At 66.6% G+C, this 14,697-nt stretch carries 11 protein-coding genes; 5 read left to right on the forward strand and 6 right to left on the reverse strand.

Annotated features, from left to right (window positions below):
- Positions 1-250: 250 nt before the first annotated feature.
- The 5 genes from HMPREF1008_RS00625 to HMPREF1008_RS00645 all read left to right on the forward strand — a co-directional run bounded on the left by HMPREF1008_RS00625 (position 251) and on the right by HMPREF1008_RS00645 (position 5,417).
- A complete protein-coding gene (locus HMPREF1008_RS00625; protein WP_050796575.1) occupies positions 251-1,282 on the forward strand; it encodes a hypothetical protein in 1,032 nt (343 codons plus the stop codon).
- A 540-nt stretch (positions 1,283-1,822) separates the two neighbouring features.
- On the forward strand, positions 1,823-2,593 hold the full coding sequence (locus HMPREF1008_RS00630) for a S9 family peptidase (RefSeq protein WP_009277908.1): 771 nt from the start codon (positions 1,823-1,825) through the stop codon (positions 2,591-2,593).
- Positions 2,594-2,740: 147 nt separating this feature from the next.
- Positions 2,741-3,055 carry a PadR family transcriptional regulator gene (locus HMPREF1008_RS00635; RefSeq protein ID WP_009277909.1) on the forward strand — a complete coding sequence of 105 codons (315 nt, stop codon included), beginning with the start codon at positions 2,741-2,743 and terminating at the stop codon, positions 3,053-3,055.
- Positions 3,052-3,885 (forward strand): DUF1700 domain-containing protein, encoded by an 834-nt coding sequence (locus HMPREF1008_RS09715; RefSeq protein WP_009277910.1) that lies wholly within the window; start codon positions 3,052-3,054, stop codon positions 3,883-3,885. The genes HMPREF1008_RS00635 and HMPREF1008_RS09715 overlap by 4 nt, the downstream gene beginning before the upstream one ends.
- Positions 3,886-4,190: 305 nt before the next feature.
- Positions 4,191-5,417 (forward strand): MFS transporter, encoded by a 1,227-nt coding sequence (locus HMPREF1008_RS00645; protein WP_009277911.1) that lies wholly within the window; start codon positions 4,191-4,193, stop codon positions 5,415-5,417.
- A gap of 325 nt (positions 5,418-5,742) precedes the next feature.
- Here HMPREF1008_RS00645 and HMPREF1008_RS00650 read toward each other — a convergent pair whose 3' ends face one another.
- The 6 genes from HMPREF1008_RS00650 to HMPREF1008_RS09720 form a co-directional block, all read right to left on the reverse strand.
- The gene (locus HMPREF1008_RS00650; protein ID WP_009277912.1) at positions 5,743-8,517 is read right to left on the reverse strand and encodes a heavy metal translocating P-type ATPase; all 2,775 of its coding nucleotides are present in this window, start codon (positions 8,515-8,517) and stop codon (positions 5,743-5,745) included.
- 38 nt (positions 8,518-8,555) lie between these two features.
- On the reverse strand, positions 8,556-8,879 hold the full coding sequence (locus HMPREF1008_RS00655; protein ID WP_009277913.1) for a metal-sensing transcriptional repressor: 324 nt from the start codon (positions 8,877-8,879) through the stop codon (positions 8,556-8,558).
- Between the two features lie 163 nt (positions 8,880-9,042).
- Positions 9,043-10,488, reverse strand: a complete 1,446-nt coding sequence (locus tag HMPREF1008_RS00660; protein WP_009277914.1) for a S1C family serine protease — start codon at positions 10,486-10,488, stop codon at positions 9,043-9,045.
- A 209-nt stretch (positions 10,489-10,697) separates the two neighbouring features.
- The gene (locus HMPREF1008_RS00665; protein ID WP_009277915.1) at positions 10,698-11,372 is read right to left on the reverse strand and encodes a winged-helix domain-containing protein; all 675 of its coding nucleotides are present in this window, start codon (positions 11,370-11,372) and stop codon (positions 10,698-10,700) included.
- 147 nt (positions 11,373-11,519) lie between these two features.
- Entirely contained in the window at positions 11,520-12,389 is an 870-nt protein-coding gene (locus tag HMPREF1008_RS00670) for an amino acid ABC transporter ATP-binding protein (RefSeq protein ID WP_009277916.1), read from the reverse strand.
- Positions 12,379-14,628 carry an ABC transporter permease subunit gene (locus tag HMPREF1008_RS09720; protein ID WP_304411986.1) on the reverse strand — a complete coding sequence of 750 codons (2,250 nt, stop codon included), beginning with the start codon at positions 14,626-14,628 and terminating at the stop codon, positions 12,379-12,381. Before HMPREF1008_RS09720 ends, HMPREF1008_RS00670 begins: the two co-directional genes overlap by 11 nt.
- Between the last annotated feature and the right edge of the window lie 69 nt (positions 14,629-14,697).

Here is a 14,697-nt window from a genome sequence, read left to right on the forward strand (position 1 = left end):
CGACCCCGTTCCCCCTTTCGTTCTCTATGCATTCTCCTGAAATGAATCATGCACCAACTGGGCTTTTGCGATGACGATTTCAGAGAACGGCATAGAGAAGGAGGGGGCCTGTCATGAACTTGCATAGAGAACGTGGCAGCTAAGCGCAAAGCTACCGTTTGCGGAACAACAACCAGACGGGCGGTGTGGACGTCTCCCCACATATGGGAAATCATTCCATTTACCAGTAGTTCCCGTCGAAGGGAGAGGCGTGGAGGGAAGCGTGGCGGACGAGCTGAGAGTGGCCCTGGACGACGCCGAGGCACGCGAAAGCTGCCTGGTTCCATCCACCACGGCCGTACGGAATCGTCTCGACCATCTGACCCGACGTGGGGAGCTTGCGCGCGTCCAGAGCTCTGCCTACGCACGTGCGGCACACTGGGATGGGCTCGATGCGGCCAGACGCGCGATGTGCCGAATTCGGGCGCTCGCGACACTCCATCCCGACTGGGTGTTCTGCGGGGCTTCAGCCGCGCTCGTCCATGGGCTCTCCGTCTCGTACCGCTCCGCCAGTCGCATCGAGGTCGCCACGCGCAAAGAGGCACCATGTCGTTCGACAAGAAACGTCGGAAGGCACGTCATCGGGCGCGACGAGCGCACGGTCGTCGCGGGCGTACGGGTCTCGACCTTGGAGCGGACCGTCTACGACTGTCTGAGGAGACTCGACTTCCGAGGCGGGCTCGCGCTCGCCGACTCCGCACTGAGGGTGACCGGAAAACCACGGGAGTGGCTCACGTCCCTGTTCGCGGCACCTCACAAGGGAGCTCGCGGCATCAAGCACGCGCGCGTGGTGGCGTCCTATGCCGATGGCCGTGCGGAGAGCGGCGGCGAGTCGATAGCTCGTGGGGCGATGATAGAGCTTGGCTTCATGCTTCCCGAGCTGCAGGTCGAGGTGCCAGACCCGTTGGAGCCCTGGCATGGCTACCGTGTCGACTTCGCTTGGGCGGCGCTTGACGGAGCGACGGTGTTTGGCGAGTTCGACGGGCGAGAGAAGTACCGCAACCCCCGCATGACGCAGGGGAGAGATGCCGTTGACGTCTTTGCCGACGAGCGCCTGCGGGAATCCAGGATCAGCGCGCAGGGTGCGCGCATCCTGCGCTTCTCGTTCGCCGACCTGCTCGATGACCAGCGCTTCTCTCGTCTGCTTGTGGCTTACGGGGTCCCGAGGGTGGGCGAGCCTGGAAGAATCGAGCTTCGCCCCGGCCATCGTGATTGGCAGCCGTCCGACGATGGATCCCGGTAGCGGGGTCCAACAGCGGGGTTCCGGTGGTGAGTTCCGGCGGTGGGTTGGCAGCGGAATCCCCCCCGCATACGGCGTTCTCTATGCAACTCTCTGAACGACAACACATCGCAACTGGGGTTTTGTAATAGCGATTTCAGAGAAAGGCATAGAGAACGAGAGTTGAGGGCGCACAAGTCAGGAACTTGCATAGAGAACGGAGGGTGAGAGAGGCGGCAGGGTGAGGGCGCGTCGCAGCAGGGTACGGCATCGTAGCGGGGCGCGTCGCCGCGTCGCGGCAGGGTACAGCATCGCAGCAGGGCACGTCACCGCGTCGCAGCAAACCACTGCGCCACAGCAATACGGGTCACGGCGGAGGGATGCCGACATCATCCCTCGCATTACGTCCGTGGGTCGAAATGCGCAGCAGCCGACCCAACGTCCCTGTCGTCCCCTAGAATCCTCACAATGCGCAACACACCGCGCATGGCATCGCACGCGACGCAGGCGCAAGCGCCACGCATGCGCGCAACGACGCCATGCGTCGCAGGGGATGGAGGCCACATGGGAAGCTACGTCGAGCGCGAATGGTGGGGCCGGCGCGAGGACCGGGACATCTACGGCAAGCTCTTCCTGCCCGAGGGTTTCGACGACGGTCGCCCGCGAGCCACCGCGATCTTCTCCCACGGACTCGCCACGAACCGTGGTGACATGGAGCCCTACGCCCGCACGGCGGCGGAGCGCGGCATGGTCAGCTACGTCTTCGACTTCTGCGGCTCGGGACCCTACAGCCGCTCGAGCGACCAGCCCGGCGGCATGTCGCTCTTCACCGAGCAGCACGACCTCGAGTCCGTTGCATGGGAGCTCTCGCGGGAGCCCTTCGTGGACGAGAACAACGTCTTCCTCATGGGAGCCAGCCTGGGGGCCACCGTCACGCTCATGGCCGCGCGCGCCAACGCCGAGCTCGTGCGCGCCTGCGTGTTGCTCTACCCCGCCTTCAACCTGCACGACTCCGTGCGCGCCGCCTGCCCAAGGCGAGAGGACATCCCCGACGAGTTCCCCATCATGACCACGACGGTGAGCAAGGCGTTCCTGCAGAGCTGCTGGGACTACGACTTCTTCGAGCACATCCCCTCGTTCCCTCGCGACGTGCTCATCTGCCACGGAGACAGCGACCAGGCCGTGCCGCTCTCGTACTCCGAGCGTGCCGCGGCGCTGTTCCCCCACGCCGAGCTGCACGTCGTGCACGGCGGGGGCCACGGCTTCGTGGAGCCGGCCTACAGCGAGGTCGTCAACGTGGCGGCTGACTTCCTGGTGAGTCACATAGCGCACTGACCCGTAGCGTCCCGACGGCGCCGAACCGTCCCGCACGCATCGCGCACGTCGCCCTCCTCTCCTGCGGAGTCGGCCTCTTTTTCTCTTTACATCATACTGTGCTTTACATAGTATGATGTAAAGCACAGTTAGAGAGAGGGGGGAAAGTTGGACTCGCAATTCAAGCGTGGGTTCCTCGATGCGTGCGTTCTTGCCATCCTCGCCGCACAGGACTCCTACGGATACCAGATCGTGAGGGATGCCCCGCCATCGCTGGAGCTTTCGGAGTCGACGCTCTATCCCGTGCTTCGTCGCTTGGAGAAGCAGGGCGCCCTCACGGAGTATCGCAGCGAGCATAACGGTCGCCTACGCAAGTACTACTCCATCACCGAGCAGGGGCGTCTCCAGCTACGGGAATTCGTCGCCGAGCGCGACGCCATCGACCGACTTATGGACTTCATCCAGAAGGGAGCGGAGCAATGAACAAAGGGGCATTCCTCGACGCGCTCGAAGGCGAGCTGACAAAGCGTCGGCTCTCGGCAGACGAGGTCCGTGCGGCAAGGGAGTACTACGCCGACGCCATCGACGAGCGCATGGACGACGGGCTCTCCGAGCAGGAAGCCACCGCGTGCATGGGGTCGCCCGTCACCTGTGCCCAGGCGGCAGCCAGCGAGACGGCTCCCGTCCCCCACCTCGTCCGTCGCTTTGCCACGCGCTTCGCGTTGGTCAACCTCGTGCTGGCGATCCTGACGCTCCCCGTATGGGGGATGTTCGTCATCGCGTTCCTGATGGTGGTCGCGTCGGCATACGTCACGCTCTTCTCCCTCCTGCTCTGCACGTGGATCTTCTTTGGCTGCGGGATCCTCCTGGGGGTCGCAAGCGTCGTGACGTTCTTCTCGTCCCTCCACGCGGGTGTGCCCTTCTCCGGGGTCTTCGTCCTTGGCGTGGGGATGCTCTCCACGGGCACGGCGCTGCTCCTGCTTCCCCTGGTCGTTTGGGCGACGCAAGCCCTCGTGGAGACCATCCGCCTGCTTGGCCTTCGGATCGTCGGCCTCTTCAGGCGAGACGGGCAGGGTGATGCGGCGGAATCGCGACCCCGCACGAGGCTCCACGCCCCTCGATGGCCCAAGGAGTTGCTCTCTTCCGGCCTGGGCTTCGTGGGACTTGGGGCCCTCTCTACTCTCACAGCGCTCGTGAGCTGCGGATTTGATATCAGCACGCTGCCTGGCGTCCCCGTTCAGCAGCTGGGACGGCTGACGGTGAACCTCAATGGGCTCCTGCACCTTGGTGACTCGATACTCATAAATCTCTAACAGGATGCGATAAGCGCGCAGAGCATGCCCCGCCCCGCCCAAGTAGTGGAGCCGGGCGGGGCTGTGCTATAGTTGCCCGCGTGTTGTTGCACGAGCAAGGGGCCGTCGTCGACTCTTGATGGCCCACTCCGTCTGGGAGAATGTCGTATGTCTGCTGGGATCAAGGAGCGCTTCGCCCATTAGGGCGTGCCGTGGCAGCCAGCCTGTCCACTCTTGTCCGCATCCCTCATATGCATCGCCACCGCACGCGAGGCCCATGGGCCAGCGGCGATGGGCATTTGCAGACGTCACCCAGGAGACCACCCATGCATCTCGTCAAGTCGCTCAGGGCGTGCAGCCCATCCGAGCGCGCCCTCGTGCTTGCATCCTTCTTTCTCGTGACCGCCTTCCAGTCATCCTATTTCATAGGCATCATCGGCTATGCGACCTATGCGCTTGGCGCGGGGCCCGACCTGGTCTTCCTTCTCACCCTTGCGTACAACGCGGCGACGTTCCTCGGCAGCATCGCCGCTGGCATACTGATCGACCGCAGAGGGCCGCGGCAGGTCCTGCTGGCCTCGCTCGCCAGCGGAATCTGCCTGGCGTCGTTTGCGTGGGCCGTTCCCCTCTCCCCCCTCATGCTCATGATGTCCTCCTGCCTCTTTGGCCTCGCGTGGAGCGTCTCGAGTGGGACGCTGTCGAGCTTCGCCCCCTACCTCACGCAGGAGGGCGAGCGCCTCAAGCAGTTGAACGGGCTCATTGACACCGCGACGAGCGTCTCCGTCGTGGTGGGGCCCGCCATCGGAGGGACCATCTCTGCGGCGTCATCGACCAGCGGCGTCTTCGCGTTCATGGCGGCATCGCTCGGGGCTGCGCTGACCTGCGCCGTCGCATGCAAGGAGCTGCCCGGAGCACGGCAGGCAGGCGAGAGGGACGATGGCCCGCTGCCGAAGGCCACCCTGCGCGAATTCGGGGAGGGGCTTCGCGTGACGCTCTCCTCCCGCGACCTTCGCCTCATCCTTGCGATGTGCTTCTTTGGCTTCTTTGCCTTTGGGGCCTTCGATGCCCTCGAGTCCGTCTACTACCGTGACGTGCTGAGACTCGACGCGTCCTGGATGGGCTGGCTCTCCATGGTGGCTGGCGTGGGCTGCACGCTGGGGTCGCTCGCGCTGTTGCGCATCCCACGTCGCCAGGTGAGCCTCAGGCTCCTGGCCACCACCCTCCTCGTCGAGGGCCTGGGTGCCATGCTCTATGTCGGAACCAGGAAGCCATGGTGCGCCGTGCTGGGACAGCTTGTCCTGGGCGTGGGCAACGGCCTTTCCGTTCCCGTCGAGCACACGCTCGTCCAGGAACGCTGCGAGATCGGACAGTTGGGGCGGGTGAGCAGCGTCATTCGAATGGGCATCATGAGCTCGGGCATCGTGCCGCTGCTCCTCGCGCCGCTGCTCGCGGACAGGCTTGGGGCCCAGTCGGTGCTGTTTGCCGCCTCGACGACCGTGGCAATCGTCGCCCTTGCCTTCTTGTTGCGGCTGAGGGTGCGCAGGGCGGAATAGCGGCCGTGGGGACGGGGAGCTGTCTCTTCATCGAAAGCGCCCCTCGCCCGCGGCACAAGCCACTCCCGGCCACCAGCGCACCCCCAGCCACGAGTACGCCGTAGCCCCCCAGCCTCGCTTCTCTATGCAACTCTCTGAACTGCCGCACCTCTCAACTGGGGTTTTGTGCTGGTGATTTCAGAGAAAGGCATAGAGAACGAGAGGTGACGCCGCACAACCGCAAGTCCACGCCCGCAAGGCAGAAAGTACGGGGGTCCGCCGGAGCGAGCCCCCGCACCATGTGCGCCAGGCGCCTCAGTCCAGGCGCCATCCTCGGCGGTGCCTCCTACGCGATGGAGGTCACCTTGTAGCCGGCATCCACCACAGCTTGCTCGAGAGCCTCGTCCTTGACGAGCAGCCCGGCATCCACCTTGGCCGTGCCGTCCTCCAGCGAGACGCGGACGTTCTTGACGCCCTTGACGCCCTCCAGGGCCTCGGTCACATGGGCCACGCAGTGCTGGCACATCATCCCCTCGACGTTCAGGGTCTTCTCGGTCATGTCTTCTCTCCCTTCGTCGGCTCCCTCGAGAGCCTTCCTGCTTACATCGACTTGCTTGGTTCCGCCGCGCGTCTCGATCCTGCGCAGTTCGACGCCCTTCGCCACGGCGCCACCCACTCCGGTGGAACACACTCCGGCGGAACGCACGCCCGCGCCACCCACTCCGGCGTCACGCACGCCCGCGCCACCGCCCCGCGCCGCCCGGCTGGGCCTCCAGCCGAAGAGCCTGAGCGCGTTGCTCACCACGAACACGGACGAGAAGCCCATGGCGGCCGCCCCGATCATGGGATTGAGCGTGACGCCCCACGGGGCCAGCACGCCCATGGCCACCGGAATGCAGATGGCGTTGTAGAACAGGGCCCAGAACAGGTTCTGGCGGATGTTGCGCATCGTGGCACGCGAGAGCTCGATCGCCGTGGCGACGTCTGCCGGGTCGGAGCGCATCAGCACGATGTCCGCCGAGCTTATGGCCACGTCGGTCCCGGCACCGATGGCGATCCCGACGTCCGCCCGGGCCAGGGCCGGCGCGTCGTTGATGCCGTCTCCCACCATGGCCACCCTGGCGCCTGCCTCCTGGAGCTCGCGGACCTTCTCCTCCTTCTGGTCGGGAAGGACCCCCGCCACCACCTCGTCCACGCCCACCTGGTCGGCGACCACCTGCGCCGTCGCGGCCTGGTCGCCGGTGAGCATGATGGTGCGCACGCCCATCTGGCGCAGGCGGGCTACGGCCTCGGCGGAGCTGGGCTTGACCACGTCGGCCACGCCCATGAGGCCCAGGGCGCTCCCGTCGGCGGCAAAGAAGAGCGGCGTGCGCCCCCGTGCCGCCATGTCGTCCGCCGCACGCGTGAGCCCAGAGACATCCACGCCGCGCTGCGCCATGAGGCGCGCGTTGCCGGCCAGCACGGCATAGCCTGCCACCGTGCCCGCAAGGCCACCACCCGCGACCTGCTCGAAGCCCTCGACCTCGGCCTCGCTGGCCACGTCACGCCCGTCGGCATAGGCGCAGACGGCCTCGGCCAGGGGGTGCTCGCTCTTGCGCTCGAGCGCGTCGGCGAGCCCCACGAGCTCGTCCTCCTCGACGCCCTCGGCCATCACCACGTCGGTCACGCGGGGCGCGCCCTCGGTGACGGTGCCGGTCTTGTCCAGCACCACGGTGTCCAACCTGCAGACGCCCTCGAGGGCCTCGGCACTCTTTATCATGATGCCGTTGGCCGCCCCGCGCTCGGTACCCACCATGATGGCCGTCGGCGTGGCCAGCCCCAGCGCGCAGGGGCAGCTGATCACCAGGACCGAGACGGCGTGCGTGAAGGCGCCGGCAAAGTCGCCAGGCGAGAGGAACGCGAGCCAGGCCACCAGCGTGGCCAGCGCGATGGCAATGACGACGGGCACGAAGACGCCGGCGATGCGGTCCGCCTGCCTCTCGATGGGAGCCTTGGTGCTAGTCGCCTCGTCCACGAGGCGGATGATCCGCGCGAGGGCCGTGTCCTCGCCCACGGCGGTCACGTCCATGGCCAGCCAGCCCCGCCTGGACACGGTGGCGCCCGTCAGCCGGTCGCCCACGCCCTTCTCGACGGGAAGGGGCTCGCCCGTGATGGCAGACTCGTCCACGGAGGCGGCACCCTCCGCGACCACGCCGTCCACCGGCACGGACTCTCCGGCCCTCACCACGACGCGGTCTCCCACGCGCAGCTCGGAGGTAGCCACCTCCCGCTCGACGCTGTCACGCACGACGGTCGCGGTCTTGGGAGCGAGGTTCATGAGCGCGCTGATGGCGCTGGTGGTGCGGCCCTTCGCGCGGGCCTCGAAGAACTTTCCCAGGGTGATGAGGGTCAAGATCATGCCCGCCGAGTCGAAGTACAGCCCATGGAAGGCAGCGTGCGCGAGTCCTGCGTCGCCCACCCCCAGGGCGAGCGCCATGCGGTACAGGCCCACCAGGCTGTAGGCGAAGGACGACGCCGAGCCGATGGCGATGAGCGAGTCCATGTTGGGCGAGAGGTGTGCGAGCGTCCTGAAGCCCATGACGAAGTAGTGACGGTTGGCGAACAGGATGGGGATGCAGAGCAACAGTTGCGTGAGCGCGGAGGCCATCATGCCCTGCATGCCCGCAAGCGCGGGCGGTTCGGGCCAGCCGAACATGGGACCCATGGCCAGGTAGAAGAGGGGCACGGAGAAGGCGAGCGAGACGACGAGCTGGCCTCGCTTCTCGTCTATGGCGCGCTGTGCAGCCCTCTGCGGGTCCACGAGTCCCGCCGCCTCGGGCGAGAGGTGCGTCCCGTCCGCGCCCGCGCCCTCCGCATGGGTTCGGCGCGGCGTGGCACCGTAGCCCGCCTTCCTGATGGCGGCCTGCACCGCGCTCACGGTGGCAGCCGACCCGTCATATTCGAGCTCCATCGAGTTCTTGAGCAGGTTGACGTTGGCGGAGACGACGCCGGAAACGCCCGACGCAGCCCTTTGAACCCTGGCCGAACAGGCAGCGCAGGTCATGCCCGTGACATCGAAGGTCTCGCGCACGGCACCGCTCTGCGCCGTGCCATCCTTGGCATATGTAGCGGTCTCTGCCATCGGCAGGGCCTCCCCTCTTCCCGCGTCCGCGGGAGCGATCACATGAACTTCTTGAAGAGCCGCATGACCTCGTCGGTCACCTCGGTGTCCCCCGCCTGGATGCGTTCGACCACGCAGGTCTGAAGATGGTCGCGCATGACCTCGCGCGAGATCGCCTTGACAGCGGACTCGACGGCGGCGAGCTGGGTGAGGACGTCGCCGCAGTAGCGGTCCTCCTCCACCATGCTCTTGATGCCACCCAACTGGCCGATCGCCCGGTTGATCCGACATTCGAGGTCGCGCTTGAGCCTCTCGTCGCGAGGCGTCGCCTTCATGCTGACGTCGCAGGCATGCTGCGAGTCCACGTCCCTCTCCTCTGGCATCGCTTCCTCCTCAATACCCCTTGGGGTATGTTCCATCGACGTCACTATACCCCCTGGGGGCATATGTAATCATGGGGTGGCGGACTCGACCATAGGACGGCCACAGAAGGAAGGGGCCCGGCGTCGCCGCCGAGCCCCCCGAGAACGTGCGTCACGAGCGTGGCTACGACTGGCTGCCGTCCTGTTGGGTCTGGCTGTAGCCGCCGCCACGGTTGCCGAACGGGTCATTCTGCTGGTTGCGCTGGTTGTACAGCTCCTCCAGGTACCGGTACAGGTCGTTGGTCGAGATGCCGTTTCCGGAGTCGGACCCGGAGTTGCCCTGGTCGCTGCCGCTGCCCTTCTGCTGCTCCTGCAGGGCCTCGTCGGAGCCCAGGGTCACGTTGACCGTCTGCTCGCTGGTGCCGCGCATGAAGGTGACGGCAACCGTCTCGCCGATCTCGTGCGAGCGGATGTTGAGAATCATGCCGTCGGCAGAGATGATGGACTCGCCGTTGACGGCGGTGATGATGTCGCCCTTCTGGATGCCGGCCGTGTCGGCGGGGCTGCCGCTCGTGACCTCGCTCACGTAGGCACCTTGGTTGACCGCCAGGTTGTTCATGGTGGCGTTCTGGGAGTTCACGGTCTGCATCGAGAGCCCGATGTAGGCGTGCGTCACGGTCTGGCCCGCGATGATCTTGTTGGCGACGGCAACCGCGTAGTTGGACGGGATGGCGAAGCCCACGCTCGCGGACGACTCGGTGCTCGAGGAATAGAGCGTGCAGATGCCCACCAGCTTGCCCTGGGAGTCGACGAGGGCGCCACCGGAGTTGCCGGGGTTGATGGCCGCGTCAGTCTGGATCAGGTTGGTGTAGAGGGTGTTGCCCGAGGACGACTGCATGAGCTGGTTGCGCGAGAGCGAGCTCACGATGCCGGCCGAGACGGACTGGTCGAGGCCGAAGGGGCTGCCAATGGACATGACCCAGTCGCCCACTACGAGCTTGCTGGAGTCGTCCACCTCGACGGGGGTCACCTCGGTGCCCGCCCAGTCGACCTTGATCACGGCGAGGTCGCTGGAGGAGTCGCTGCCCACCACGCTGGCGTCATAGCTCTTCCCGCCGTAGCTGACCGAGATCGCGGTGGCGCCATCAATGACGTGGTAGTTGGTGATGATGTTGCCGTCGGCGTCCAGGATGACGCCGGAGCCGATGCCGGAGCCCTCGGAGGTCGTGACGTTGACCGAGACGACGGAGGGGAGCGCCTTGGCGGCGACCGCCTGGGCGACGCTCACGTCCTGGTCGCTCGCGGTGATGTTGACGGTCTGCCCGGCGGAGCTGTCGGTGGTCTTGATTATCTGCGTGCCGCCGATGACGCCTCCTGCCTTGAGCGCGAAGACCAGGGCTGCAGCGCCCAGCACGCCGCCGACGGCGCCGAAGACGGCTCCCTTTGCGACCCCTCCCCTGCGGGGTCCCTTCGCCGGCACCTGGTCGACCCCGGACGGTGGAACGCTGCCGAAGGGCTCCTGCGCGTGCGCCGCCTGCACGCGCACCTGGGTCGCAGCGACCTGGGTCTGGTCGTCGGTCTGCGCGGGAGCGCCGGGCACGGGAGGGCGGTTCTCGTCAAACGTGGCCATGTCTGCCTCTTTTCTCCAAAGGTGCGAGGGCACCCACGGGACGGCGTGTCACAGCCCTCAATCTACCCGTCGGCCGCGCGCGCAACGCGAGGCACCAAGAGCTCACATGCAAGGGAAACATCACTTTTGGCTATCTGAAAAACCTAGGCGAGAACGGCCGTAATCTGCCTCGCGACGCCGCCGCAGCTCGCAAGCCCGCAGCCTCAGCCCTAGAGCTTAAAGAGGTAGCCCACGCCACGCACGGTGACGATGTGGGCAGCGACCTGGGGGCCCACCTTGGAGCGGACGCGTCGGATGTGCACGTCCACCGTGCGGGTGCCGCCACAGTACTCGAAGCCCCAGACGCGATGCAGCAGGGTCTCGCGCGAGTAGGCGCGCGAGGGGTGCGTAGCGAGGAACGAGAGGAGCGAGTACTCCATCAGCGTGAGGTCCACGGGCTCCTCGTCGATGTACACCTGGTAGGTGGCCAGGTTGATTGCCATGTTGTCCACGGTGACGATGTCCACGGGGGCACTCTCCTCGCCCGGCCACAGAAGCAGGGCGCAGCGGACCTCGAACTCCGCCTCGCCGGCGCTGGCAAGGATGAAGTCGTTTCTCCCCTGCGCGGGCATGCGCAGGCTCGAGAGCTTGGACTCGTCCTGGATGCTCAGCGTGGGGATGAAGCCGTTGTCCGACACGTAGGAGTCCACCGCGGCGAGCGTGTCCTGGCTCAGGCCGTCCATGTCGAGGATGACCAGGTCGAAGTCGTGCCCAGACGAGATCGCCTGCGAGAAGGTCTCGGGCGTGGTGGGAAGGATCGAGACGTCCAGCGCGTGCTTGAGCTCGCGCATGCGCTCGATGAAGCGCGAGGTCCTTGCGAGGAGCAGTATGTTCTTGTGGTGCATGAACGCCCCCAGACGTACCACGAACGACCGGGACAAGCCACCGGTGCGCGAAACACTTTTTAGAAGACTAGCATAAATCGGGGCCCCGCCACCCCTTGGCAAGGGCCCCACCTGGTAACGACCCGTTTCTTGCGAGGGGTGCCTGGCCTAGCCTATCGAGCCCAGGAACTCCCGTGTGCGCTCAGTCTTGGGGTGGTCGAAGACCTCCTCGGGAAGGCCCTGCTCCACCACCACGCCGCCTTCCATGAAGACCACGCGGTCGGCGACGTCGCGGGCGAAGCCCATCTCGTGCGTGACCACGACCATGGTCATGCCGCTGTTGAGCGCGAGGTCGCGCATGACGGCAAGGACGCCGCGGACGAGCTCGGGGTCGAGGGCGGAGGTGGGCTCGTCGAAGAGGAGCACCTTGGGGTGCATGGCCACGGCGCGTGCTATGGCCACGCGCTGCTGCTGGCCACCCGAGAGCTGGGGCGGCTTGAAGTCTGCGCGGTCGGCGAGGCCGACGGCCTCGAGCTGCAGCAGGGCCTCGCGCTCGGCCTCCTCCTTTGACCTCCCCAGGACCTTGGTCTGCCCAATCATCACGTTCTCCTTGGCCGTGAGGTGCGGGAAGAGGTTGAAGCCCTGGAAGACCATGCCCAGGTCGCGCCTGAGCTTGGTGGTGTCGGTCTTGCTCGACCCCGTGATCTCGTGGTCGTCGATGAGGATGTGGCCCGCCGTGGGGGTCTCGAGCAGGTTGATGCAGCGCAGCATGGTGGACTTTCCTGAGCCCGAGGGGCCCAGCACCACGACGATCTCGCCGTTCCAGACGTTGAGGTTGACGTCGCGCAGCACCGGGGTGTCGGTGAAGGTCTTGTTGAGGTGCTCGATGCGCACCACGGGATGCTCGCCCTCCACGAAGTGGTGGCGCGAGAGGGCGCGGTCCTGCGCGATGGCGACGCGCGCCGCCTCGTCGGCGTCCATCGCGGGCGGGACCTCCGCCGCCTCGGGCACTGCCTGGTTCTTCTTCCTAAAGAGCATCTGCGACACCTCCGTCGGTGCGAACGTGCGATCGGAAGGGGGCGGCAAGCGACTCGACCATCGAGGCACGCGGCTCGGGGGCGCCGCCGGCAGGGGCCTCCGAGGCCTTCTCGCCCGTGGCCTCGCCTGGTTCCTTGGGACGGGGCCCGGCCCCGTGCTCGGCGTCGTAGAGGCGCCTCTCCACCACGCCCACCGCCTTGGTGAGCGGCAGGGTCACGATGAGGTAGTAGACCGCAGCGGCGATGTAGGGGGTGATGTTGCCCGACACCGTGGTGAGGTTCTTCGAGAACATCATGAGCTCCATGACGCCCACGGACGAGAGCAGCGACGTGTCCTTGTAGGAGGTGATGAAGTCGCTGGTGATGGTGGGGATCACGCGACGCACGGTCTGGGGCAGGATGATCCAGAGCATGGTCTGCATGCCCGTCATGCCCAGCGACGCGGAGGCCTCGTACTGCCCCTGGGGGATGGACTGGATGCCAGCACGGAAGATCTCGGCCTGGTAGGCGGAGGAGTTGATGGCGATGACGATGACGCCCAGGACGTTGTTGTCGATGTTGATCCCCAGCATGGGCAGGCCGAAGAACATGATGTAGATCTGCAGGAAGAGCGGGGTGCCGCGCAGGATGTTGATGTAGACGATCGCGATGGCGCGCAGGACGCGGTGCTTCGAGATCTTCATCAGCGCGAAGGCCAGGCCCAGGAGGATGGCGAAGGGATAGGCGACCACCACGAGGGCGAGGCACACGAGCCAGCCCTGGAAGAGCGAGACGAACGAGGTCACCAGGAGCTGCGGCTTGAAGAACATGTTGAGGAAGGGCACGGAGTTCCACGCCCCGACCCACGCTTGGCCGTCCAACCAGTTGACGACGGCCTGGACCGGCGTGTTCTTGATGATGGAGATGGAGGGCGAGTCGGCGAGGCTGCCGGTGGCACCGCCCGCCGTGGCGTACGACCCGCCCACGGAGTAGTCCCCGCCCGCGGCAGGAAACTGCATGTCGGTGACCTCGAGCCTGAGCAGGGAGCCGTCGGGGATGGGGGTCGCGAAGTCGACCTCGAGGCTCATGCCGGACGGCTTGGCGGTGGCGTCCACGCTCACGCGGTCAAGGCCGTCGAGCACCGTCACGCGGGTGCTGGAGCCGTCGAAGGTCGAGCCCTCGGGAAGGGTCAGGGTGACCGACGAGACGCCCGCAGGGACGTGCACCGTCCCCTCCCAGGTCAGGCGGGTGTCCATGCCGCCGATGACGCCGGAGCCCCCGTTCTCGTTGGGACGGGCGGTGGCCTTCTCCACCATGACGTCGCCGGCATCAGTCGCGGAGGAATCACCCGAGCCTGCGGTGGCTGCCATGGAGGCAGACCCCGCGGAACCCTCGCTCGCGCCGAACCACTTCTGCTCGAGGGCGTCCAGGGTGCCGTCCGCGCGCGCCTCCGCCAGCGCCTCGTCGAGCGCGGCCGTGAGCCTGGGGTTGTCCTTGCTCACCACGATGCCGTACTGCTCCCCCGTGGGGACCTGCAGCGCGACCTTGAGCTGGGAGTAGGAGTTGAGCACCTCGTACTGCATGACGGGCAGGTCGGCCACCGCCGCCTGGTAGAGCCCGCTCTGCACGCCCGTGAGGGCGGCGATGGGGTCGTCCAGCGCCACGACGTTCGCACGGGGCAGGTTCTCGCGCGCCCAAGCCTCCCCGGTCGTGCCCGCCTGGACGGCCACGGTCATGCCAGCCTGGTCGAGCGCGGAGGAGTAGTCCGCCTCGACGGGACCCGCGAGGGCGGCGGAGGTGACGACGCCCTGGTTCGAGTCTATGTAGGCGTCAGTGAAGTCGATCTCTTCCAGGCGCTCGTCGGTGATCGTGAAGTTCGATGCGCCCACGTCCGCCTTGCCGCCCTGCTTGATCATGGGAATGATGGAGTCGAACTTCTGGGCGGGCAGGAACTCGCACTCGAGGCCGAGCTTCTGCGCGAGCGCCTGCATGAGCTCCACCTCGAAGCCCGCGGGGTTGGTGGTCCCCTCCTCTATGTAGTCGAAGGGCGGGTTGGCCAGGTCCGACACCACGCTCAGCTTGCCGGGGGTCACCAGGCCCAGGTCTTCCGCCGCGTCGCCGGCGGAGGAGGTCGAGCCCGAGCAGCCCGCGAATCCCAGGCCACAGGCCAGGAGCACCGCGAGGACAAGCGTCACCCCCAGGCCCTTGAGCCGCGTCGTGCGCCTGCCGTCCCCCATGACCACCACTCCCTCTAAGAACATCGCACGGGACGGGTCTGTGCCAGACTCCGTCCCGCCGCCCGCGTCCCAGTTGGGGCGCGTTTTGGTGGA

The organism is Olsenella sp. oral taxon 809 str. F0356 (assembly GCF_000233535.1).
Taxonomy (GTDB): domain Bacteria; phylum Actinomycetota; class Coriobacteriia; order Coriobacteriales; family Atopobiaceae; genus Olsenella_I; species Olsenella_I phocaeensis.